This is a genomic window from Achromobacter sp. 1012554356 (assembly GCF_059760815.1).
On the sequence record NZ_JCBANC010000008.1, the window covers coordinates 41,257 to 64,584 of the forward strand.

Here is a 23,328-nt window from a genome sequence, read left to right on the forward strand (position 1 = left end):
CGTGAGTGCAGGAATCCAAGGTCGCGGGCGCGGCGGCGTTCGGAAAATTCATGGCGGTGCTTCAGGCCGTGGCCGACGCGCCGCAGCCGCCGACGGCCGCCGTGCTCGCCCGTGACTGCGGTTATCCCCGTCCCACCGTCTACCGCATCCTGGCCGCGCTGGCCGAACAGGGCATGGTCATGGAATCGGGCGGCGCGTATCGCCTGGGGCCGCGCCTGATGTCGCTGGCCAGCAAGGCGTGGTCCCAGTTCGATCTGCGCGCCGCGCTGGCGCCCGAACTGCAGGCGCTGCGCGACCAGACCGGCGAAACCGTCCACCTGGCCGTGCCCGCCGGCCAAGAAATGATCTACATCGACAAACTCGAAAGCCCCGGCCCCGTGCGGATGGTGTCGCGCGTGGGGGCGTCCGTCGCGCTGCATTCCAGCGCCGTCGGCAAGGCCTATCTGGCCGCGTTGGACGAACCGGCGCGCGAGCGCCTGCTGCACGCGTTGCCCATGCCGGCCCGGCTGCCCGCCACGTTGACCAGCCTGCCCGCGCTGCGCGAGGCGCTGGGCGTGGCGGCCCAGCAGGGATACGCTGTCGACAACGAGGAAAACGAACCCGGCATCGTCTGCTACGGCGTCGCGCTGTGCGACGGGGCAGGGCGTCCCGTCGCGGGCGTCAGCGTCAGCACTTTGCTGTTCCGCCGCCGCGGCGATCCGCAGTCCGCCTATATCGACCCCTTGCTGCGGCTGCGCGACGCCGCCGCAGCCAAACTCGCCGTCCTGCCGGTATCGTCCGGCGGCGCCTGACCGTCAGCCCCAGAGGAAATCCATGACCGCAACCGCTGCTCCCACCGCCTCCAAGCTTGCCGCCCTGCTGGCCGCCCGCGTCGTGCCCGTGCTGCGCTACACCGACGCGGCTGCCGCGGCCTATGCCGCGGAAGTCGCGGTGTCGGCCGGCTGCACCACCCTCGAACTGACCTGGACCATCCCGAACGTCACCGACCTCGTGCGCGCGCTGCGCGACAAGCACGGCGCCAGCCTGCTCCTGGGCGTGGGCACTGTGCTGGACGAGTCGCAGGCGCGCGAGGCGCTGGTGGCGGGCGCGGACTTCCTGGTGTCGCCCGCGCTGGCCCACGATATCGTGGACATGGCCCACGCCGCCGACGCGCTGTGCATGCTGGGCGCGTTCACCCCGACCGAGGTCCTGGCCGCGCGCCGCGCCGGCGTGGACGTGGTGAAGGTGTTCCCGGCAGACACCGGCGGCCCAAAGCATCTGGCCGCGCTGAAGTCGGTGTACCCGGACACGATCTTCTGCCCGACGGGCGGCATCACGCAGGAAAACATGGGCACTTACTTCGCGGCGGGCGCCGGCCTGGTCGGCATCGGCAGCAATCTCTACGACAAGGCCGCCTTTGCGTCGCGCGACACCGCCGCGCTGGTGGCGCAGATCACCCGGACCCGCGAGGCCGCACATGGCTGATTTCGACATCGTTGCGCTGGGCGAGCCGCTGGTAGAGCTGAACCAGACGCACGAAGGCCAGCGGCAATACCTGCAGGGATTCGGCGGCGACACTTCCAACGCGGTGATCGCGGCGGCCCGCCAGGGCGCGCGCTGCGCGTATCTGACCCGGGTCGGCAACGACGCCTTCGGCAAGCAGTTCCTGGACCTGTGGCAGGCCGAGGGCGTCGACACGTCCGGCGTAGAGGCCGACGACGATGCGCACACCGGCCTGTATTTCGTGCAGCATGGACCGGACGGCCACGCCTTCAGCTATCTGCGGCGCGGGTCGGCCGCCAGCCTGATGACGCCCGCCAGCCTGGACGCGGGCCTCATCGAACGCGCGCGTTTCCTGCACGTGTCGGGCATCAGCATGGCGATCAGCACCACCGCCTGCGACACGGTCTTCGCCGCCATCGAGCGCGCGCATGCCGCCGGCACGCAGGTCAGCCTGGACTCCAACCTGCGGCTGCGCCTGTGGCCCGTGGACCGCGCCCGCGCCATCCTGCGCGAGGCCATGCGCGCGGCGGACGTGTTTCTGCCCAGCATGGACGACATGCAGCACCTGACCGGCAACGACGATCCCGAGCGCACGCTGGACTGGATCCGCGATGGGGGCGCGTCGGGCGTGGTCGTGCTGAAGCTGGGCAAGGACGGCTCCATCATCGACGACGGCCGCAGCCGCACGGCGATGCCGGCGTTGCGCGTGCAGGCCGTGGATGCGACCGGCGCGGGCGACTGCTTTGCCGGCAGCCTGCTGGCTCGCCGTTGCCAGGGCGATTCCTGGGAAGACGCCGTGCGTTATGCCAACGCGGCGGCGGCGTTGTCCACGCTGGGCTACGGCGCGGTCGATCCGTTGCCGCGGGCGGAACAGGTGTGGGAACGGTTGAAAGAGCCCTCCGCCTGACCCCCAAAACCAGCCCATTGGCGTCCGATTCGGATTTCAGGCTAAAATGCCAAGTTATCCGAATTTTTTCCGCCAGTCCGGTTTCCGGTTGTGCGGGCCACTTTCCGCAAATTCAACAGGAGAAATCAACATGGCTGAACGCAAACGCGTGCGTCGTAACACCCTGGAACGTCGTTGCCTGGGCAAGGCTTTCAAGCGCTTGTTCGTCAAGTCGCCCAAGGGTGTGTTCAAGATGCTGGAAAAGATCAAGCGCGTCTAAATGACGTGTGCGGCCGGCAGGGTCTTCGGACACGCCTGGCCTGATCGATAAAAAACCGCAAGGCGCGAGCCCTGCGGTTTTTTTTCGTCAGCGTCAGGCCGGCGGGGGACCGAGCTTGGGCCGGATGAAATCCATGAACGCGCGGGTCTTGGCCGGCTGGATGCTGGACGGGTACACGACGTAGATCGAGATCGGATCGACCGACCAGCCCGGCAGCACGCGGCGCAGCGAGTTGCGCTGGATGATCGGTTCCAGCGCCAGGCAATGCGGCATGCGCGTGATGGCCAGGTCCAGGCCGGCCAGCGTGCCCGCGATGCTCATGTTGTTGGCGGCCAGGTGACCGTGCACGGCAACGCGTTGCGAGATCGCGCCGTTATTCAGCGTCCAGTACGAATGTTCCTCGTCGATGGTCGTGCGCAGGCACTGGTGCTGGGCGAGGTCGGCGGGCGTCTGCGGGGTGCCATGGCGTTCTATATAGCGGTCGGACGCGTACAGGTGCGTTTCCAGCGAAACCAGCTCGTGCACCACGGCGCCCTCGATGGCGCGATGCGGCGTGCCGTTGCCGTTGTCGGCGGCGGCGCCCGGATAGTCGGCTTCGCGGCCGAAGCGCAGCACGATGTCGAACGGCGTGCCCTGCGCGTCGGAGGCCGTCATCATGCTCAGGTCGAATTCGCACTCCACCTCGGGATAGCGGTCGGTGAAATCGCTGATGGTCTCCGGCAGCAGCCAGATGGCCAGGCTGTACGGCATGGAGACGCGCAGATTGCCCGACGGGCCGCCCGACAGCGACAGCAGCTGTTCGTGCGCCAGCCGCGCTTCGTCAATGAGGCCCTGGCACCGGCGCATGTAGGCTGCGCCCGCGTCGGTCAGATCCAACCGGCGCGTGTTGCGGTTGATGAGCCGCAGGCCGATCGCGCGCTCAAGTTCGTTGATCCGCCGCGACAGCGTCGACGTCGGCATATCCAGCGCGCGCGCCGCCTGGCTGAAGCTTTTGCGCTTGGCAACCTCCACGAACAAGGCGATGTCATTGAGCTGGACGGGCGAGGCTTCCATAGGCGTTCCGAATTGGGCCGCCCGAGTTTACGCCACGATGCGCCGCGGCCAGCATGCGGCGCCAGGCCCGGCATCAAAAAAATTACCGAACCGTTTGTCAGATTTGATTGCAAATTCCAAAGCCGTGGAATCGGTTCCCCGGGGCATATCCCCTACACTTCAGGCGAAATCATAAGAACCAAGACCGCAGCGGTTTCTGGAAGATCGCAAGGGGCACAGCAGGCATGACCGATACACCGATGTTTTTCACCGTTCTGACGCCGACCTACAACCGGGCAGGGACCCTGCACCGCGTCTACGAATCGCTCTGCCAGCAGACTTTCCGGGATTTTGAATGGGTGGTGGTGGACGATGGTTCCACCGACAACACGCACGAGTCCATCCTGCATTGGCAGTCGCTGGCGGATTTTCCGATCCGCTATGTCTGGCAGAACAACCAGCACAAGAAGACTGCCTTCAATCGCGGCGTGCGCGAGGCGCGCGGCCAGATGATCGTGGGCCTGGACAGCGACGACGAGATGCCGCCCGACGCGCTGGCCATTTTTCATGAGGCCTGGAATGCGATCCCGCCCGCGCGCCGCGACTCGTACTTCGCCATCACCGGGCTGTGTGCGCGGCCCGACGGCACCATCGTCGGGGACCGCTATCCGCAAGACGTTTTCGACAGCACCGCGGTCGACGTGTATTTCCGCTACCGCATCAAGGGCGAGAAATTCGGCTGCATGCGCACCGACATCCTGCGCAAATATCCGTTTCCCGAGGACGTGGCGGGCTTCGTGCCCGAGAGCCTGGTCTGGTGGGCGGTCGCGCGGGCCGGGTATCTCAGCCGCTTCATCAACCGCGTCGTGCGCACCTATCACGACACGCCGGGTGGCCTTAGCCAAGGCGCGGTGTCGGTGGCGAACAACGCCCAGGGCCTGTATCTGCTGGCCTGGGACATGCTGCAGCATCACCTGGAATTCTTCCGCTACCGTCCGCGCGAATTCATGATGGCGGCGGCGCGCTATACGCGCTTTCGCCTGCACCTGAAGCATTCGGGCGTGCCGACGGCCGTGCAGGCCTACCGGCTGACCCATCCGGTCGCGACGTTTCTCGTGGCCATCATGTACCCGCTGGGTTACGCGCTGTACCGCCGCGACCGGCGGCGCGGCGTGGCCTGACCCAGCCGGCCGTCACGGCGGCCTGCGTCAGGCAGGCGCGCCGTGCCCCAGCCCCAGATAGACCTCCACGACGCGCGGATCCTGCGCCACCTCGGCCGCCGGCCCTTCCAGCGTGATCGTGCCGGTTTCCAGCACGTACGCGTAGTCGGCCACCTGCAGCGCGGCGCGCGCGTTCTGTTCGATCAGCAGGATGGACACGCCCATCTCGCGCAGCCGCGCGACGATGCGGAACACTTCGCGCACGATGCGCGGCGCCAATCCCAGGCTGGGTTCGTCCAGCATCAGCAGGCGGGGCTTGGCCATCAGTGCGCGGCCCACGGCCAGCATCTGGCGTTCGCCTCCCGACAGCGTGCCGGCCAATTGCGCGCGGCGTTCCTGCAGGCGGGGAAACAGGTCATAGACCTCGGCCAGCGTCTGGTCCTGGTCGCGCAGGCCGCGGCGATAGCGGTCGAAGGCGCCCAGCATTAGGTTGTCCTCGACCGTCATTTCCGCGAAGAGCTCGCGCTTTTCCGGCACCAGGTTCATGCCTGCCGCGACCATCTCCTCGATCTCGGCCTGTTCCTGCGCCTTGCCACCGAAGACGATGCCACCCTGCGACGGCAGCACGCCCATGATGGCCGACAGCAGCGTGGTCTTGCCCGCGCCGTTGGGGCCGATGACGGTGACGATCTGGCCTTCGCCCACGTCCAGGCTGACGCCCGAGACGGCCTCGACCTTGTCGTAGGCCACGCGCAGGTCGCGCACTTGCAGCAGTTTCGCGCTCATTCTTCCACTCCGCCCAGATACGCTTCAAGCACCGCGGGATTCTGCTGGATCTCGGCCGGCAGGCCTTCGGCGATCTTTTCGCCGAAGTCCATGACCACCACGCGATCCACCAGGCCCATCACGAAATCCATGTCGTGTTCGACGAGCAGGATGGCCATGCCTTCGGCGCGCAGGCGCTTGAGCAGCTCGGCCAGCTCGCATTTCTCCTGATAGCGCAGGCCGGCTGCGGGTTCGTCCAGCAGCAGGATGCACGGGTCGGACGCCAGCGCGCGCGCGATCTCCAGGATGCGCTGCTGGCCAAGGGCCAGCGAGCCCGCTTCGTCGTGCAGATGCTTGCCCAGTCCCACGCGCTCGACCTGGCGCGCGGCTTCGGCCAGCAGGCGCGCCTCTTCGGCCCGGTCCAGCCGCCAGGCGGCCGGCAGCACGCCGCGATGCCCGCGCAGGTGCGCGCCGATCGCGACGTTTTCCAGCACGCTCATGCGGCCCAGCAGCCGCACGTGCTGGAACGTGCGCGACAGGCCCAGGCGCGCAATCTTGCGCGCACCCACGCCGGCAACCGGCTGGCCCAGCAGCGTGACCTGTCCCGAGGTCGGCGTGTCCACGCCCGAGATCTGGTTGAACATCGTGCTCTTGCCCGCGCCATTCGGGCCGATCAGCGCCAGCACTTCGCCCGCGCGGATCTCCAGGTTCATGGCGTTGTTGGCCACCAGGCCGCCAAACTTGCGCGTCACGTCCACGGCTTTCAGCACCACCTCGCCGCGCGGCGGCATGGTGCGCCGGGGCAGCGGGTCCGCCGTCATGTCGACATGACGCGGCTTGCGCTTGACCGGCACCCAGCGCGTCAGCACCGGCCACAGGCCGCTGCGGGCGCGGTGCAGCAGCAGCACCATGCCGAAGCCGAAGACGATCACTTCGAAGTTGCCGGTCTGTCCCAGCACCTTGGGCAAGAGGTCTTGCAGCCATTGCTTGAGCACCGTGAAGACGCCCGCGCCAACGAGCGCGCCCCACACCTGTCCGGCGCCGCCGATGACGGTCATGAACAGGTATTCGATGCCCATCTGCAGGCCGAACGGATTGGGGTTCACGAAGCGCTGCATGTGCGCGTACAGCCAGCCCGACGCGCAGGCCTGCAGCGCCGCGATGACGAAGATCACCATGCGCGAGCGCGCCGTGTCCACGCCCATGGATTCGGCCATCACGCGGCCGCCCTTGAGCGCGCGGATGGCGCGGCCTTCGCGCGAGTCCAGCAGGTTCTGCGTGGACCAGACGGCGACAAGCAGGAAAGCCCAGATCAGGTAGTAGATGTTGCCGCCCTGGTTGAGCGTCCAGCCGAACAGGCTGATGGCCGGAATGTCCGGAATGCCGGTGTGGCCGCCCAGCCCTTCGACCGAGCCGAAGACGAAATACAGCGACAGGCCCCAGGCAATGGTGCCCAGCGGCAGGAAGTGGCCGGACAGCTTCAGCGTGATCGCGCCCAGCAGGTAGGCCAGCGCCAGCGTCAGCGCCAGGCCGGCGAGCAGCGTGAGCCAGGGCGATGCGCCCAGCCAGCCTAGCCACGATGGCAGGGTGTCCGCGCGGGTGGTAAGGAGCGCCGTGGTGTAGGCGCCCACGCCCACGAAGGCGGCCTGGCCGAAACTGGTGAGCCCGCCGACGCCGGTCAGCAGCACCAGGCCCAGCGCCACCAGCGCATACAGGCCGATGTAGTTCAGCAGCGTGACGTAGAACGGCGGCAGCACCAGGGGGCCGAGCGCCAGCAGGGCCAGGAAGGCGAGGAGGATGTGGCGCGGGGTCATTCGTCTTCTTCCTCGACGTGATGGCTGTTGAGTGAACGCCAGAGCAGCACGGGGATGATCAGCGTGAACACGATGATTTCTTTGTAGGCGCTGGCCCAGAAAGACGAGAAGGCTTCGATCAAGCCGACCAGCACGGCGCCCGCCGCGGCCAGCGGATAGCTCACCAGCCCGCCGATGATGGCGCCCACAAAGCCTTTCAGGCTGACCATGAAGCCCGAATCGAAATACATGGTGGTGATCGGTGCAATGAGGATGCCGGACACGGTGCCGATCAGCGCCGCAAGGAAGAATGTGGCCTTGCCCGCGAACACGGGCGAGATGCCCATCAGGCGCGCGCCGATGCGGTTGAACGCCGCGGCGCGCAGCGCCTTGCCGTACATCGAGCGTTCAAAGAACTGGTACAGCACGACGATCAGCACCACCGACACCGCCACCACCCACAGCGCCTGGCTGTTCACGTTGACCGGACCGAGCGTCATGCTGGCGTCGCTGAACGGCGCGGTGCGCGCGCCCTCCGCGCCGAAGGCCAGCAGGCCCAGGCCGACCAGCGCCAGGTGGACCGCGATCGAGACGATCAGCAGCACCAGCGTCGAGGCCGATGCGATCGGCTGATAGAACAGGCGATAGAGCTGCGGACCCATTGGCACCAGCAACAGCAGCGTCAGCAGCGCCTGCACCGCCATCGGCAGTTGCGCGAGCGGCAGGCGGTACAGCAGCAGCGCCAGCGCCAGCGGATAGATCACCTTGGCCGCCATGCGCCAGTGGGCGCCGCGCCGGGCGGGCCGTTTGCGGCGCGCCATCAGGTCGGCGGCGGCCTCGGCCAGCGCGAACGCGAGCAGCAGCCACACCAGCAGGATGGGCTTGCCGGCCTGCATGGCGGCCATGGTGAGCGCGCCGAAGGCGACGAACTCACCCTGCGGGATGAACAGGACGCGTGTGACGGTGAAGACCAGCAGGATGGACAACGCCAAGAGCGCGTAGATGGCGCCGTTGGTGATGCCGTCCTGCCCGAGTATCAAGGCAATCTGAGCATTCATGCGAAATTCCAATAAGCTGATTTCCCCCCCGAAGCGCTGCGCGCGTTCCCCCAGGGGCATGCCTGCGGACCGGCGGAGCCGGATCCGCGGCATCCCGATGGGACGCGCGGAGTCTGCTTTCTGGCGACGCCCGCAGCGCATGTGAGCGTGGGGGGAGATCCTTTTACTTGACTAGCGTCCAGTTGCCGTCTTTGACGGTGATGAGTTCGCGGCCGCGTTCGTCAAAGCCGCTGTGGTCGGCGGCGCTCATGTTGTAGACGCCTTGCGTGCCCACCAGCTCCTTGGTTTGCTCCAGCGCGTCGCGCAGGGCGCTGCGGAACTCCTTGGTGCCGGGCTTGCCGGCTTTTTCGGCGATCGGCACGGCCTTTTCCAGCAGCAGGCCGGCGTCATAGACGTTGGCGCCGAAGGTGGCGGGCTTGGAGCCGTTGAGCTTTTCGTAGGCGGCGATGTACTCGGTGGCGACCTTCTTGGACGGGTTGCTGTCCGGCATTTCCGGCAGCACCAGCATCAGGCTGGCGGCCAACACCGTGCCTTCAACCTTCTTGCCGCCCAGCTTCAGGAAGTCGGGCAGCGCGGCGCCGTGGGTCTGGTAGAACTTGCCCTTGTAGCCCTGATCGAACAGCGTCGTCTGCGGCAGCACGCTGGCGGCGCCGGGGGCGGCGACCAGCACGGCGTCGGGCTTGGCGGCCAGGATCTTCAGCGCCTGGCCGGTGACCGAGCTGTCAAAGCGCAGGTAGCGTTCATTGGCGGCGATCTTGATGCCCTTTTCCGCGGCCAGGCCCGAGAACACCTTGTACCAATTCTCGCCATAGGGATCGTTCAGGCCGATGAAGCCGACCGTCTTGATGCCGGTCTTGGCCATGTGGTCCACCAGCGCGCGCGCGATGATGTCGTCGTTCTGCGTGGTCTTGAACACCCACTTCTTCTGGTCGTTCATCGGCAGCACCACCGCGGCGGTGCCGACCGGCGCCAGCATCGGCACGCCGGCCTCGGCGGCGAACTGGATCACGCCCATGGCGTTGGGCGAGCCCGACGGCCCGATCAGCGCGTCCACGTTCTGCTCCGAGATCAGCTTCTTGAAAGCCGTGACCGAGTTTGTGGAATCGCTGGCGTCGTCCAGCGAGATGTATTCCACGGTCAGGTCGCCGATCTTCTTGGGCAGCAGCGGCACCGTGTTCTTCTGCGGAATCCCGACCAGCGCGGTGGGGCCGGTGGACGAGGTGACCACGCCGACCTTGACTTGCGCCAAAGCGGGCAGGGCGAACAGGGCGGCGATGGCGGCGGCAGCGGCCAGGGGGAGTTTCTTCGACAGCATGGCAAAACCTCCGGGGTAGGGAGCAGAGTGGGAGTGCGGCTGGAAAGCGGAGAAAACGGGAACTGCGGGAATACTTGTTGCTTAAAATTTCTTACCTTCAAGGATCAGCACTGTAGACCCGGGGCCCGGTGCTTACCTATCCGTCAAAACCCGAAGCGCGGGGCGGTCAGATGGTGATGGAGCTGACGCTGGCGCCGCCGCAGACGAACAGCGTCTGGCCGGTCACGAAGCTGTTGGCGGGATCCGCGAAGAACATGACGGCGCGCGCCACGTCGTCCGAGCGGCCCAGGCGCTTGACCGGAATGCCCTCGGCAAGCTGGCGTTCGCGTTCGCTGCCGGCCTCGATCACTTCGTAGAACATGTCGGTCTGGATCGGGCCGGGCGCCACGACGTTGACCGTGATGCCGTACGGCGCAAGCTCCAGCGACCAGGTGCGCGCCATGCCCACCATGCCGGCCTTGGTGGCCGAGTAGGCGGTGCGCGTGGGCAGGCCCAGCGCGCCGCGCGACGACATCATCACGATGCGGCCGAACTTGCGTTCCTGCATGCCGGGCAGGGCGGCTTGAACCAGGCTGATGGCAGCGCCCAGGTGGATCTGCGTCAGGCCATGCAGCTCTTCCTGCGTGACCTGCGGCAGCAGATTCGGCCAGATCACACCGGCGTTGTGGATAACGTGGCTGATCGGAAATTGGGCGGCGGCCTCGGCGCCGGCTTGCGCGGTCGCCGTGGCGTCCAGCAGGTCGACCTGCACGTTGTGCAGGCGCGGATGCGAGAAGTCCGCGGCGCGGCGTGCCATCGAGATCACCTCGTAGCCCGCGTCCAGCATGCTGCGGCAGATTTCCGCCCCGATGCCGGCGCTGCCGCCGGTCACGATGGCCACATGGGTTTGCGTCATGGTTCCCCCTTGATTTATTGGTATGGTCCGGCCGCGATCAGGCCGTGGGCGCCAGCGCCAGTACGCGCAGCGGGCTGCCCGAGCCGCTGCGGATCTTGAGCGGCGCCGAGAAGATCACCGCGCCGGTGGCCGGCAGTTGATCCAGGTTGGTCAGGCACTGCAAGCCGTAGCGGTTGTTGCCGTGCATGTAGTAGTGGCAGGGGTAGGGCGGGTCCAGATGCTGGGCTTGTCCGGCGTCCGTGCCCACCGACTCGGTGCCGAACCCGTGCACGTCACGCTCCTTGATGAGCCAGGGCACGACCTCGGCATCGGGACCCGGCGAATGCGCGCCGTCGGCCTGCATGTTCAGGTATTCGGCGGGCTTGGCGCGCTTGGACCAGTCGGTGCGCATCAGCACCCACGACCGCGCGGGGATGCGGCCGTGCTGTTCCTCCCATTTCTTCACGAAGTCGATGGTCAGGAGAAAGTCCGGGTTGCCCGCCGCTTCCGCCGAACAGTCGATCACGCAGGCGCTGGCGATGAAGGCGTCGACGGGAATCGTGTCCACCGTGTTGTCGGGCTGGTCCTTGCCCGTGACCCAGTGCGCGGGCGCGTCGAAGTGTGTGCCAGTGTGCTCAGAACACGAGAAGTTGTTCCAGTACCAGGCCGGACCGCGCTCGTCGTAGCGGGAGATTTCCTCGATCCGGAACGGCCAGGCTTGGCCGAATTCGGGCGGCAGCACGATGGTCGGGAATTCCGGCGTCAGGGTTTCGGTCAGGTCCACCAGGCGAATGCGGCCGGACACCAGCTCGGTCATGAATTGGGCAAGAATGGGTTGACTCACGGTGCTCTCCTGTTGGTTCCTGCAGGGTGTCAGACACCCCTGCATCCTTGCTGCTGCGTAGGTGTCTGACACCCGCTGAGACGCCGCGCCAAGTTGCCGACTGTCTCTCCAGGGTGTCAGACACCGGGTTCTTCTGCGGTCACCCGCCCAAGCCCAGCTCTCTTTCCAGCCCCTTCGGGTTCTCCGCCAGCCGCGCCCGAAACTCCTGCGCGACGTCGCCCACATACACGTCTTCAATGCCGTCCTTCAGCGCCCGCACAATCGCGGCGGCGATGGCGGCCGGCGCCACGCGGGGCGGCGGCGTGCGCTGCTCCCATTCGTGGTCGACCGGGCCGGGAAACACGTTCACCACCCGCACGCCCGCGCCGCGCATCTCGGCGCGAAGGCATTGCGCCAGCGACAGCGCCGCAGCCTTTGACGCGGACCACATGCCGCGCGTCGGCAGATTCATCTGCGCATAGATGGACAGCACGTTGACCCACGCCGCCGCGCTGTTCACGCCGTCTGCCGCGCGCCCGCACAGCGCGGGGCCGAAGCTCTGCGCCAGCCGCATCAGGCCCAGCACGTTGACGTCCATCGCGTCGCGCGCGGTGTTCACGTCCTTGCGGTTCAGCAGTCCGCCCTCGCGTTCCAGATCGGCCGTGTTCACCAGGATTTCGACCTTGCCGCCGATCGAAGCGGCCACGCGTTCGACGGAGTCGGTATCGGTCACGTCCAGCGTCACAGCCTGCACGCGCGGGTCCGCCGCCAGCGCATCAAATGCGGCGTCGCGCTTCCAGGCCTGCGGATCCCCCAGAAAGATCATCGGGCTGCCCGCATCCAGCAGCGCGCGCGCCACGGCCTGGCCGACGGCCGACTTGCCATCAGTGACCAGCACGCGGCGGAATTTCGGATCGCACGAGGTCTCGCGTAGTGTCTTGTCGTCTTCCATGTTTGGCGTATTCCTTTCGGGCAGGGCGATCATCACGGCCTGGCCGCTGCGGTCCAGCTTCAGGGCCAGGCGTACGCGCTCGCGGTCGGCGCAGTCCTGGTGGACGTGCGCCACGACGGACGGTCCGGCGTCCATCCGCACCGTGCCCACGCGCCAGGGCAGGCGTTCGCGGAAATACAGGTCGTTGCTGTGATGCAGCGTAGTGCTGACCAGCAGCACGCCGTTCGGATCGGCGGGCCGCCACGGCAGGTGTTCGGACAGGCAATGGCCGCAGACTTCGCGCGGCGGGTATTGCACCGTGCCGCACTCGGCGCAGGTCTGCAGATCGAAGCGTCCTTCGGCGGCGGCAGCGGTCAGTCCCAGCGCGCTGCGGCTGCGCGAGCCCGGCGGCAGCGTGGGCTGGCGCGTGCGCGCAACCGGATTCTTGCGAGGCGGCTTGGCCAGCGGCTCGGTCATGCGTCGCTCCTTGCCAGGATGGCCGCGGCCGTGCACAGCCCGCGGTCGTAATTGATCATGCCGAAGCCGCTCACCATGCCCAGCCGGGCGCCACTGACCTGCGTGCCGCCGGCCGTGCCGGTCAACTGCCGCAAGGCCTCGACCATGCCCAGATAGCCGCCGGCCGCGCCCGCCTGGCCGACCGACAACTGGCCGCCATTGGTGTTGAACGGAAAGCTGCCGTCCACGGTAAAGGTGTTGTCGCGCACGAATTGCGGCGCGGCGCCCTTGCCGCAAAAGCCCAGGTCTTCCATCTGCATCAGGTTGATGACGGGATAGTCGTCGTAGGCCTGCAGGAAATCCATGTCGGCCGGCGCGGCGTTGGCCAGCCCGTACAGCTCGTCCACGTCCATGGTCCAGCCGCCCCGGGTCTGGATCGGGTCATCGATCCAGGCGTTGTGTCGCTCGATGGTGGACAGGATGCGCGCATACGGCAGCTTCAGCGCGCGGGCGCGGTCCTCGCTCATCACCAGAAATGCGTCCGCGCCGGCGCACGGCATGACGCAGTCGAACAGGTGGATCGGCTCGGTGATGACGCGCGCATCCAGATACTGCGCCAGCGTCAGCGGCTTTTTCATCAGCGCGTGCGGGTAGCGCAGGGCGTTGTCGCGCTGGGCCACGCAGAGCTTGCCGAAATCCTCGCGGGTGGCGCCCGTCTCGCGCATGTAGTTGGTGGTCAGCAGCGCGAAGCTGGCGTTCGGGCCGCCCGCGCCGTACGGGTAGACGGCGTCCTGCGCAAAGCGCGAGAACTGGCTGACCGTGTTGCGGAACGAGTCCACGTGATTCGTGTCGCCGGCCAGGCAGGCCACGACGTTGGCGTCACCCGCCTGCACGGCCCGCGCGGCACGGCGCAGCGCGGCCACGCCGCTCGCCCCGCCCATCGGGATGTGATCGAGCCAGCTCGGTGTCATGCCCAGGTGCTGGACCAGACCGACCGCAGTGTCGGGCGCCAGCGTGAAGCTGGATACGCACAGGCCGTCCACGTCGGTCTTGGCCAGGCCGGACTGCCGGATCAGCGCGCCCAGCGCGCGGCCCAGCCACCAGTGCGCGGCGTGCGTGGAGTAGCGTTCGTACGGAATCGTGACGGGCAGGGCCGCCACGACGCCGTCGTAGCCCAGGCGGCTCATTGGTGGGCCCCTTCGGCCGGACGCTTCTTCAGATGGCACGTGTCCACGCAGCGCGCCGTGCCCGGCAGGCCGGGTGCCAGCGCCTTCATCTCGCCGCGCTGGATCTTGTTGGTGGTGGTGAGCGGCAGGCTGTCCACGAACGCGACATAGCCGGGCGCCTTGTAATACGCCAGCTGCGACAGCGACCATTGCACGATGCTGCGCGCGGCCTCGGCCATCGCGTCCGCATCGGCAGGCGCGGCCTCGGGCACCACGCACGCCAGCACCTCGTCGCCGCGCACCGGGTCCGGCACGGCGGCCACCGCCACGGCCTTGACCAGCGGGTGCTGCATCAGCACGCTTTCCACTTCCACGGCCGAGATGTTCTCGCCGCTGCGCCGGATCACGTTCTTCTTGCGGTCCACGAAACGCAGCGCGCCGTCGGCTTCGCGGCGCACGATGTCGCCGGTGTGGAACCAGCCGCCTTCCCAGGCTTCGTCGGTGGCGGCCTCGTCCTTCAGGTAGCCGGCAAAGAAGCCATATCGCGGATCTTCCCCGGCATGGCGCACCAGCAGCTCGCCCGGTTCGCCAATGACGGCCGGTTCGCCCGCGTCGGTCACGATGCGCACCTCCACGTCGGCTTCCTCGCTGCCGAAGCTGCTGGTGCCGACGTGGCGCGGTTCCTGGTTGGCGATGATGACGGCGCCCGCGCCGGTCTCGGTCATGGCCCAGGCTTCCAACAGCGGAAAGCCGAAGCGCGCCTCGAACGGCGCATGCAGCTTGCGGTCCACGCCCGCGCCGAAGCCGAAGCGGATGGCCGGCTGCAGATCCTTCGGGGTAGGCTCGGCCTTCATCAGGATGGCGGGCATGACGCCCAGATAGTGCAGCACGGTGGCGCGCGATGCGCGCACGCTGTCCCACCATGAACGGGGGTGAAAACGGTCCAGCGGAATCAGGCAGCCGCCCGTCAGCACCATCGCCATCGCCGAATATGCCATGGCGTTCATGTGCACCAAGGGCAGCGGCGTCAGCATGCGTTCCTGTCCCGGCCGCAGGGCAGCAAGCCCGCCGATGCGCGCATACCAGCCGCCCGCGTGCAGGAAATAGCGGTTGGGCAGAATGCAGCCCTTGGGCCGGCCGGTGGTGCCGGACGTGTAGAGCAGCGCGCACTCGGTCAGTTCCGACAGCGCCGTACCTTGCAACGGTGCGGGGAACGGCGCGGCGGGCGGCGCGTCGTCCGGTCCCATCACGCGCAGCTCGCGGCCCGCGCGTTGCGCGGCGGCCAGCAGGTCCGCGTGACGTCCGGGCAGGGCGACCGCCAGCGCGATCTCGGAGTGACCGGCCAGGTATTCCAGTTCGGCGGCGCGCAGGTCCGGGTTGATCGGCACGACCGACACGCCCAGCGCGTTCAGCGCGAACCAGTGCAGGAAGAAGGCGGGCCGGTTCTCCAGCAGCAGGCCCGCGCGGTGGCCATGGCCATAGCCGGCGCTGGCATACGCGGCGCGCAGCGTGGCGATGGCATCGGCCGCCCCGGCGTAGGTCAGCTCACCCGCCGCGATGTCATACGCCTTCGCCGTTTCGGGCAGGATGCACAGGAACGGCTGGCCGCCGTGGCGGGCGGCGGTGTCGGCAAAGGCCTGGTGGACAGTGGCGGTCACGGTCCGCTCCTACATGAACAGTTGGATATTGCCGAAGGCCGCGTCGCAATTGACGAGGTCCACGCGCTTTAAGCGGATGCGCAGCGCGCCGTCCTGTTCCACCAGGTGATGCGTGGCCCAGCCGGCATACAGCGTCTGCGCGTCCTGCCGCGTCTCGACGTAATGGAAGGCGGTGCGCACCACGTGACGTCCCTCGGCGGGCGCGGCCCCCGGATGGTCATGTTCGACCGTGGGCGCTTGCAGCAAATGATGGCAGCGGCTCTTGGGCTGCTGCGAAAAGGTGCGCTGGCCCGCCAGCCGTTCCACGCGCACGCGCAGCAGCAGCTTGTCCTCGTACATCAGCGACGCATGCAGCTTCGCGTCGGTCTGGCCGTGCGCCAGCGGCATCCAGTAGTGGCCGTCCTCGGTGTACAGGTCCAGCCAGTCCTCGAAGCGCAGTTCGTCCAGCAGGCGCGCCTCGGTGTAGACAAAATCGATCAACTCGCGGTCGCTTGCGCTCATACCGACTCCGGTCCGGTCATGTAGCGGCCCCATGCGCGGTACTGGTTGCGCATCTGCCATTCGTTGGTGCCATTGGTGACGACGTTCTTCTGGTCCGCTTCGCCGGGCGCGTAGAGCCGTCCAACGTTTACCCAGTCCCGCGCACGCGAATGCAGGCCGTCCTGCGCGCGTTCGTACATTTCGAGGTCGTCGTGGCCCACCACGGACGTCGGCGCATTGATGAGCCGGTTGTACATGAGGGTGCGTTCCAGCAGCAGGTCCGGCGCGCCCACCAGGCGGAAGGTCCAGGACTCCACCAGCGTGCGGTCGGCGGCAATCGGCTTGAAGATCCGTAGCGTCTGGATCGGACCCTTGACCATGATGTTGGGGAAGTAGACGGTGTTGTGGCGCACGTCGCCCAGGATCTGCTTGGCGCGATCCTCACCGTAAGCCTCGACCATCGACTCCCAGTAACCGGGAATGCCGGAATACGAGGCGTGGATCGAGTCCGACACGCCCGTGTGCCCGTGGCCGTTTTCCCAGACCCGGATCCCCATGTTCTCGAAGAACTCGTACGGCGAAATGAACGGCGCGAACAGCTCCACCGCCATCGGCTTGGGCGTGCCTTCCGGCGCCTGTTCCCAGACCTTGACGGCCGTGCCCGCCGACGATTCGTGCGCGACCATCGGATGGCAAGTGTCGGTCTGGTTGTCGACCAGCATCTTCCAGTTGCAGCGGTGCATGTAGCGCAGCACGCCGCCGGCGACTTCCAGGCGGCCTTCCGGCGACCGGTCCACCATGTTGTCCAGCGTGGAAAGCGAGTCGCCGAAGAATTCCTCGAACGACTGGCCCTCGGGATTCAGGCGGCAGAACACAAAACCGCGATGGTTACGCACGTCTTTGACGGCGGCCATGCCCTGGCTGGCTTCGCAGTTTTCCAGGCCGGTGTTTTCGTAGCCCTTTTTCAGCGGAATCGACAGCAGGCTGCCGTCGGTCTTGAAGGTCCAGGCGTGATAAGGGCAGCGGAAGAACTTGCCCGTGTTGCCGCAGGCCTCGCCTGCCACCATGGTGCCTTTGTGCGGGCAGCGGTTGTGCAGCACGCGAACCGTCTTGTCGCTGTGGCGCACCATCACCACGGGCTGGTTGCCCACAGTCGTCGTCACGTAGTCGCCGGGATTCGGAACCTGGCTGTCGTGGCCGACGAAGACCCAGGTATTGGCATACAGGCGCTCCATTTCCAGGTCGAACAGTTCCTGGTCGATGAAGAGGTCCTTGTGCACCTCGGTGTCGCGCAACAGCGCACGGATGGCGTCGGGATTGTCGCGGTATTTGGCCATGATGGATTCCTCGTCGAGCTTACAGATCCAGCACCAGGCGCGCGGACTTGGCGCGCGAGATGCAGATCTGAATGATCTTGCCGCTGGCCTTCTCGGTGTCGGACAGGTAGTAGTCGCGGTGGTCGGGCTCGCCTTCCAGCACGGTGGCTTGGCAGACGCCGCATTCGCCGCGCTTGCAGTCGTACATCGGGTCGCAGCCCTCGTCCTCCATCACCTCGACTATGGTCTTGTCGGCGGGTATCGTCAGCACGCGGCCGGACTGGCGCAGCTCGACCTCGAAGGCCTGGTCGCCGGCCAGCGCGGCGGCCGTCGTGAAGAGTTCGAAATGGATGTGGGCGTCGGGCCAGTGGCGCGCGTGGGCGCCCTGGATGACGGCATCGATCAGGCCCTTCGGGCCACAGACGTACAGGTGCTGGCGCGGGTTCGACGCGGCAAGCAGCGCCTGCAGATCAAAGCGGCAGGACGGATCGTCGTCGGCGTGCAGCGTCAGGTCGCCGCCCGCCAGCGCCTGCAGTTCAGGCAGGAAGGCAAGCTGGTCCTTGCTGCGGCCGCAGTAGTGCAGATGGAAGGCGCGGCCGGCGGACTTGAGCGCGGCGGCCATGGACGCGATGGGCGTGATGCCGATGCCGCCCGCAATCAGCACCACCGGCTCGTCGCCCGCGGGCGATTCATGCAGCGGAAAGTCGTTTTTGGGGCCTTCCACGGTCAGCGCGTCGCCCTCGGCCAGCGCATGCATGTGGCGCGATCCGCCCTGGCTGGGGTCTTCCAGCCGCACGCCCAGACGATATTCCGCCGGCTCGGCAAAGCGGCCCGCTTCGGGCGCCAGCTGCACCAGCGAATAGCAGCGCGGATCTCGCAGGCCCGGCACCGTCACCTTCAGGTGCGCGCCGGGGCCAAACGCGGGCAGCGTACCGCCGTCTTCGCGCGCCAGGCGGAACGAGCGGATCAGCGGTGATTCCTGCCGGACTTCCCGGACGATCAGTTTGAGTGTCTGCACGATGTCTGTCTCTTTCTGGGGGCGGCCTCAGGCGGCCAGTTTTTCCGCGATCTGGCGTTCCATGGGCTCGCATTTCACGTTGGCGAGCGCCGTGTCGCGAAGCGCGCGCAGCGCGTCGGCGGCATCTGGGCGGCCAGCCAGCTGGTCCGCGGCCGCGATGAGCTGCCGGTATTTGCCGCCGCCGCGCGTATGGGTGTCGCTGTAGCCCTTGACCAGGCGGCGGCAGTTGACGGTCTCGACGGCCAGCGCGTAGTCGCGCGGGGCCAGCCGCGCCACCAGCGCCAGCCAGGAATCCAGCGATTCGGTCTCGATCTGATGGCGCAGCGTGCTGCGCCGGAACCGCCGCATGCCGGCCAGCGTGTACAGCATCAGGAATCCGCCCAGCGTGCCGCTGCGCAGGCGGCGGCCCTTGCCAAGCCGGCGCTCGACGAAGCCGCCGAAGGCCTTGGAGCCCTCCAGCCAGCGGCCCAGCCGAACCGGCAATGTGCCGCAGATTTCTTCCAGCCGGGGATGCATGAATTCGGTCGTGTCGACGAGCTGGCCGGGCCGCGCGCCGACTTCCGTTCGCACGCGGTCAAAGCGCGTGCCGCGGGTCTTCAGGTCCGCCACGCGGATCACGTCGTCGTAGGCCATGGCGGTGGCCACGTAGCGCGCCGCGGCACAGGTCAGCGCCCATTGATGCGCGTCACCGCCGTGCTGCGCGTCCAGGTCACGGATCGCCTTCATGCGGCGCAGGTAGTCTTCAGCGTAAGCCTGGTCCTGGAATTCGATCTGGCGGCGCACGCCTGCGGTCAGCATCGGCTGCGCACAGGTGGGAAAATCGCGCCGGATGGCGTCCAGCAGGGCCTGCGAGCGCGGGCTGGCGGCACGTTCGGGCACCACCGGCTCGGGCCGCGTGAGGTCGATGGCCGCGGGCTGTTCCGGCGCCTTGTTGGCCGATTCGAAACCCAGCGCGAAGGCGCGCAGGCTGGCGTCGACGCCCAGGCCCGCGCGTCGCACGGTGGCCTCGAAGTCGTCGCGGGTGAAGGGCAGGGAGCCGCTGCCGGCCACCGCGCCAAACAGGCTGGCGCTGATGACGCTGCCCGCGCGGTCGGCCAGGTCCTGCAGGTCGAAGCACATGAAGCGCCGGGCCGCCGCGCGCCCCGCTTCCAGCACCTTGTTGGGATCGGCGATGCCGTTGCCGGGCGCGGACTTTTCGCTGACCGCAAAACTGCGGTGCGACGACGCGATCAGGACCGTGCGGTCCGGTGTCACGAGGCCGCGCTGGATGGCCCGGCCGCCTTCCATCAATTCGGCGGCCACCACCAGGTCCACGTCGCCCGGCGTGGGCATCAGCGCCAGCGCGGGCTGGCGGCCGGCGCGCTGCACATCGGCCTCGGGCAGCAGCTCCAGGTAGTAGATCGTGGCGCCAGTGCGCTGCGCCACGCCGGGCACCGAAGTGGTCTGTGCCCACCAGCCCGCGTGCTCGGCCATGTCGACGATCCAGTCGGCCAGCACGCCGCCGCCCTGGCCGCCCATGGCCAGGATCGCGATCTTGATGGGGTTGCCTTGCTGCATCACCGCCGCGTTCATGTTGCTGGGTTCCTCAAAGCGCGTTGTGCGCCAGACGCGCCGCGCGGCGCCGTTGCAGGAAGCCGATCACCGCGCCGCGCATGCGCGCCAGGAAGCGATCGGCGCCGGTCGGGTTGTGGATGATGTCGGCGCGGTAGAAGGACGGGCAGAGCACGGCGGCATGCGCGACCTCGCCGCAGTTGCCGCAGCCCACGCAGCTGCTTTCCACGTGCGCCACGGGGTCTTCCTTGAGCGGATCGCCGCTGTCCTTGACCGTCAGCGACGGGCAGCCGGACAGCCGGATACAGGCGTGGTCGCCGGTACAGACGTCGGGGTCCACGCCAAAGCGCTCCTTGACCACGCGGCGGCCTTCCTTGACCGCCTTGTTGAAGAGCGGCTTCACGCGCCGCTGCTTGTTCAGCATGCACTCGGACTGCGCGATGATGACCTTCGGGCCCTTGATGTCGGTGGTCAGCGCCTCTTCGATGGTGGCGCGCACCTTGGCCACGTCGTAGGTCCGGTCCAGCGTGCGCACCCACTTCACGCCCACGCCGCGCACGGCCTGGTCGATCGGGTTGTTGGTCGAACGGTCGGGGTTGTCGGCGCGCGAGGACAGGATGTCCTGTCCGCCGGTGGCCGACGCGTAGAAGTTGTCGACGATGACGATGACGCCGTCGTACTTGTTGAACACGGCGTTGCCGATGCCCGACGCCAGCCCGTTATGCCAGAAGCCGCCGTCGCCCATGATGGAGATGGGCCGCTTGGCCGCCGGCACGTTGAAGGCCGCCGCGCTGGAAGCGCCCAGGCCGTAGCCCATCGTCGTAGCGCCCAGGTTGAAGGGCGGCAGGATGGAAAAGAGGTGGCAGCCGATGTCGCACGAGATGTGGTGCTGGCCCAGCGTTTCCTGCGCCAGCGTCAGCGCGGAAAAGATGGGCCGCTCCGGACAGCCCGTACAGAAGCCCGCGGGCCGTGGCGGCACCACGGCGGACAGGCTGTCGACGTGCTTGTGGAAGGTGATGGGTTGCTCGGCGGGGCGGGCTGGCTTGGGCCGCGAGACCTCGGTGATGGTGAGCTGGGGCTCGGGCTGTACTTCAGCCTGCGCATCCACCGCCACGGCAGGATGCGTCTGCAGCGACTCCGGCCGGTTGCGCTTGAGGAATTCACGCAGGCCGTCGCGCATGACCTGGGTCGTGTATTCGCCCGCCATCGGCAGCACGTCCTTGCCGGACAACTGCGTGTTCACACCCGCGCGGCGCAGCACTGCGTGCAGGTTCTGCTCGATGTAGTCCGGCTGGCCTTCCTCCAGCAGCAGCACCGCGCGCTTGCCGCGGCAGAAGCCGATGACCTCGTCCTCGATGACGGGGTAGGTCACGTTCATCACGTACAGCGGGATGCGGCTGTTGCCGAAGTTGTCGGCCAGTCCCAGCAATTGCAGCGCGCGGATGACGCCGTTGTACAGGCCGCCCTGCAGGATCAGGCCGATGTCGTCCTGGTCGCCGTCAAAGTGCTCGTTGAGCTGGTGTTCCTTGATGTAGCGGATGGCGGCGGGCCAGCGCTCCTTGATCTTTTCCTGTTCATGCAGGAACGAGGCCGGCGGCAGCACAATGCGGCTGGTGTCGCGCGCCGGGCTTTCCAGCGCCTGCGCCAGGCTGAACGCCGGACGCTTGTTTTCCTTGGCGATAAAGCGCCCGTGCACATGGCAGCCGCGGATGCGCAGTTGCAGCATCACGGGCGTCTTGCTGGCTTCCGACAGCGCAAAGCCGTCTTCCACCGCCTTGACCATGCTTTCCAGATTGGGACGCGGGTCCAGCAGCCAGATCTGCGACTTCATGGCGAACGCGTGCGAGCGTTCCTGCATGATCGACGAGCCTTCGCCGTAGTCTTCGCCCACGATGACGAGCGCGCCGCCGGTGACGCCGCCCGAGGCCAGGTTGGCCAGCGCGTCGGAGGCGACGTTGGTGCCCACCGTCGACTTCCACGTCACGGCGCCACGGATGGGATACATGACGGACGCCGCCAGCGTCGCCGCGGCGGTGGCTTCCGAGGCGCTCGCCTCGAAGTGCACGCCCAGTTCCTGCAGGATGTCGTTGGCGTCGGCCAGCACGTCCATCAGATGCGAAATGGGCGAGCCCTGATAGCCGGCCACGTAACCCACGCCGGATTGCAGCAGTGCCTTCGTGACGGCAAGAATCCCTTCGCCGCGAAATTCCTCGCCTGCGCCGATGCGCAGTTGCTGGACTTCTTTCTTGAAAGACCTTTCCGCCATCTGGTTCCCTTTCGCGGACCCAGCGGGTCCTTAATCCGTGCTGCCGTGCAGCATCGTCTTGCCACGAAAACATCGCCTGAAAAATACTTTAGGAGTCAACGTTTTAGCTGTCAATAAAAAAGATGAAATTTCATGGAAATTAAAAAATATCACGCAAAAACAAGGGTGTATATACTGGTTGTCCTCTAGCATTTTGACGGTTTCGGAGCGCTGCAATGGTGCAAAAACGGGTTGCGATTTGGGGTATACCCTGTGCTGCGCAACAGCATTGCGGTACATCATGGCGCACGGCCGCGCCGTCGTGGTGCAATGCGCCTTTCGGAAACGGGGCGGGCCTTCGAAATGGGCGCGTGGGAGCAAACCAACATGCAGGCAGATAAGCCACGCGGCACGCGCGCCGCCGCAACGGGCCCGCGGTTCGTCGATGGCTACCTGGCCTATCTGCTTGCGCAGGCCAGCCAACGCATCTCGGCGGAATTCCATCAACAGGTCAAAGCCGCCGGACTATCCGTGACCGAATGGCGCGTGCTCGCCAGCCTGCAGGGCAGCGCCGGCGAAACCATCGGCAGCCTGGCGGTGCTGGCCATCACCAAGCAGCCCACCCTCAGCAAGGTCGTGCAGCGCATGGAGGCCGACGGCCTGGTGGCCCGCACCGGCGTGCGCGCGGACCGCCGCCAGACAAGGGTCTGCATCACGGCCAAGGGCTCCAACCTCATCGGCGGCCTGTGCGATCAAGCCTTGCAGCACCAGAAGGCAGTGCTGGCGCCCTTCGGCGAAGAAAAGGCCGCGCTGCTCATCGACATGCTCGATGTGCTGATGACCGAGCACGTTCCACTGGAACTGCCCATCGACCCGGACGAATAGCTTCAACCGTTGCAAGCGCGCACTCGAACATCGTTCGGTCCGATTATTTGGTTACATGCTTATGCGTCCCCGATTGTCGTTTCTCTGTGAAAACAATCCCCGGTACGCGCAAACCCTGAATTGACGCGGGTCTCGCGGGTAGGCACACTCGCGC

The 23,328-nt window shown here is 67.1% G+C and carries 21 protein-coding genes; 6 read left to right on the plus strand and 15 right to left on the minus strand.

Going from position 1 to position 23,328, the window contains the following annotated elements; all coding sequences use genetic code 11:
* Nucleotides 1–5: 5 nt before the first annotated feature.
* From AC6LJW_RS05600 to AC6LJW_RS05615, 4 genes are all read left to right on the plus strand, one after another.
* Nucleotides 6–791 carry an IclR family transcriptional regulator gene (locus AC6LJW_RS05600; protein WP_498086729.1) on the plus strand — a complete coding sequence of 262 codons (786 nt, stop codon included), beginning with the start codon at nucleotides 6–8 and terminating at the stop codon, nucleotides 789–791.
* A gap of 22 nt (nucleotides 792–813) precedes the next feature.
* Nucleotides 814–1,464, plus strand: coding sequence for a bifunctional 4-hydroxy-2-oxoglutarate aldolase/2-dehydro-3-deoxy-phosphogluconate aldolase (locus tag AC6LJW_RS05605; protein ID WP_056568947.1), 651 nt, complete (start codon nucleotides 814–816; stop codon nucleotides 1,462–1,464).
* On the plus strand, nucleotides 1,457–2,389 hold the full coding sequence (locus AC6LJW_RS05610) for a sugar kinase (RefSeq protein WP_498086731.1): 933 nt from the start codon (nucleotides 1,457–1,459) through the stop codon (nucleotides 2,387–2,389). Before AC6LJW_RS05605 ends, AC6LJW_RS05610 begins: the two co-directional genes overlap by 8 nt.
* Nucleotides 2,390–2,519: 130 nt before the next feature.
* Entirely contained in the window at nucleotides 2,520–2,648 is a 129-nt protein-coding gene (locus AC6LJW_RS05615; RefSeq protein ID WP_006226408.1) for a hypothetical protein, read from the plus strand.
* Between the two features lie 93 nt (nucleotides 2,649–2,741).
* Here AC6LJW_RS05615 and AC6LJW_RS05620 read toward each other — a convergent pair whose 3' ends face one another.
* Nucleotides 2,742–3,701 (minus strand): LysR family transcriptional regulator, encoded by a 960-nt coding sequence (locus AC6LJW_RS05620; RefSeq protein WP_056568942.1) that lies wholly within the window; start codon nucleotides 3,699–3,701, stop codon nucleotides 2,742–2,744.
* 224 nt (nucleotides 3,702–3,925) lie between these two features.
* Between AC6LJW_RS05620 and AC6LJW_RS05625 the strand changes: the two genes are divergently transcribed.
* Nucleotides 3,926–4,861, plus strand: coding sequence for a glycosyltransferase family 2 protein (locus AC6LJW_RS05625; protein WP_427986203.1), 936 nt, complete (start codon nucleotides 3,926–3,928; stop codon nucleotides 4,859–4,861).
* A 27-nt stretch (nucleotides 4,862–4,888) separates the two neighbouring features.
* On the opposite strand, the gene AC6LJW_RS05630 is transcribed toward AC6LJW_RS05625, so the two are convergent.
* The 14 genes from AC6LJW_RS05630 to AC6LJW_RS05695 form a co-directional block, all read right to left on the minus strand.
* Nucleotides 4,889–5,626, minus strand: a complete 738-nt coding sequence (locus AC6LJW_RS05630) for an ABC transporter ATP-binding protein (protein ID WP_498086733.1) — start codon at nucleotides 5,624–5,626, stop codon at nucleotides 4,889–4,891.
* Nucleotides 5,623–7,419 (minus strand): branched-chain amino acid ABC transporter ATP-binding protein/permease, encoded by a 1,797-nt coding sequence (locus AC6LJW_RS05635; RefSeq protein WP_056568933.1) that lies wholly within the window; start codon nucleotides 7,417–7,419, stop codon nucleotides 5,623–5,625. The genes AC6LJW_RS05630 and AC6LJW_RS05635 overlap by 4 nt, the downstream gene beginning before the upstream one ends.
* Entirely contained in the window at nucleotides 7,416–8,456 is a 1,041-nt protein-coding gene (locus AC6LJW_RS05640) for a branched-chain amino acid ABC transporter permease (RefSeq protein WP_056568932.1), read from the minus strand. Before AC6LJW_RS05640 ends, AC6LJW_RS05635 begins: the two co-directional genes overlap by 4 nt.
* Nucleotides 8,457–8,619: 163 nt before the next feature.
* Entirely contained in the window at nucleotides 8,620–9,771 is a 1,152-nt protein-coding gene (locus AC6LJW_RS05645) for an ABC transporter substrate-binding protein (RefSeq protein WP_056568929.1), read from the minus strand.
* A 166-nt stretch (nucleotides 9,772–9,937) separates the two neighbouring features.
* Complete coding sequence (locus tag AC6LJW_RS05650) at nucleotides 9,938–10,666, minus strand: SDR family NAD(P)-dependent oxidoreductase (RefSeq protein WP_175123223.1); 729 nt, start codon at nucleotides 10,664–10,666, stop codon at nucleotides 9,938–9,940.
* Nucleotides 10,667–10,703: 37 nt separating this feature from the next.
* The gene (locus AC6LJW_RS05655) at nucleotides 10,704–11,489 is read right to left on the minus strand and encodes a cyclase family protein (RefSeq protein WP_498086735.1); all 786 of its coding nucleotides are present in this window, start codon (nucleotides 11,487–11,489) and stop codon (nucleotides 10,704–10,706) included.
* A 139-nt stretch (nucleotides 11,490–11,628) separates the two neighbouring features.
* Nucleotides 11,629–12,876: an SDR family NAD(P)-dependent oxidoreductase gene (locus AC6LJW_RS05660; RefSeq protein WP_498086737.1), complete on the minus strand. Its 1,248-nt coding sequence runs from the start codon at nucleotides 12,874–12,876 to the stop codon at nucleotides 11,629–11,631.
* Nucleotides 12,873–14,042, minus strand: a complete 1,170-nt coding sequence (locus tag AC6LJW_RS05665) for a thiolase family protein (protein ID WP_498086739.1) — start codon at nucleotides 14,040–14,042, stop codon at nucleotides 12,873–12,875. The genes AC6LJW_RS05660 and AC6LJW_RS05665 overlap by 4 nt, the downstream gene beginning before the upstream one ends.
* Nucleotides 14,039–15,679, minus strand: coding sequence for an AMP-binding protein (locus tag AC6LJW_RS05670; protein WP_498086741.1), 1,641 nt, complete (start codon nucleotides 15,677–15,679; stop codon nucleotides 14,039–14,041). Before AC6LJW_RS05670 ends, AC6LJW_RS05665 begins: the two co-directional genes overlap by 4 nt.
* 9 nt (nucleotides 15,680–15,688) lie before the next feature.
* The gene (locus tag AC6LJW_RS05675) at nucleotides 15,689–16,180 is read right to left on the minus strand and encodes an aromatic-ring-hydroxylating dioxygenase subunit beta (protein WP_498086743.1); all 492 of its coding nucleotides are present in this window, start codon (nucleotides 16,178–16,180) and stop codon (nucleotides 15,689–15,691) included.
* A complete protein-coding gene (locus AC6LJW_RS05680) occupies nucleotides 16,177–17,496 on the minus strand; it encodes an aromatic ring-hydroxylating dioxygenase subunit alpha (RefSeq protein ID WP_056568907.1) in 1,320 nt (439 codons plus the stop codon). Before AC6LJW_RS05680 ends, AC6LJW_RS05675 begins: the two co-directional genes overlap by 4 nt.
* 19 nt (nucleotides 17,497–17,515) lie before the next feature.
* Nucleotides 17,516–18,493: a PDR/VanB family oxidoreductase gene (locus AC6LJW_RS05685; protein ID WP_498086745.1), complete on the minus strand. Its 978-nt coding sequence runs from the start codon at nucleotides 18,491–18,493 to the stop codon at nucleotides 17,516–17,518.
* A gap of 27 nt (nucleotides 18,494–18,520) precedes the next feature.
* Nucleotides 18,521–20,065 carry an indolepyruvate oxidoreductase subunit beta family protein gene (locus AC6LJW_RS05690; protein WP_498086747.1) on the minus strand — a complete coding sequence of 515 codons (1,545 nt, stop codon included), beginning with the start codon at nucleotides 20,063–20,065 and terminating at the stop codon, nucleotides 18,521–18,523.
* A 13-nt stretch (nucleotides 20,066–20,078) separates the two neighbouring features.
* On the minus strand, nucleotides 20,079–22,310 hold the full coding sequence (locus AC6LJW_RS05695) for a thiamine pyrophosphate-dependent enzyme (protein ID WP_498086749.1): 2,232 nt from the start codon (nucleotides 22,308–22,310) through the stop codon (nucleotides 20,079–20,081).
* A 366-nt stretch (nucleotides 22,311–22,676) separates the two neighbouring features.
* On the opposite strand from AC6LJW_RS05695, the gene AC6LJW_RS05700 reads away from it, so the two are divergent.
* Nucleotides 22,677–23,174 carry a MarR family winged helix-turn-helix transcriptional regulator gene (locus AC6LJW_RS05700; protein ID WP_056569521.1) on the plus strand — a complete coding sequence of 166 codons (498 nt, stop codon included), beginning with the start codon at nucleotides 22,677–22,679 and terminating at the stop codon, nucleotides 23,172–23,174.
* The last annotated feature ends 154 nt before the right edge of the window (nucleotides 23,175–23,328 follow it).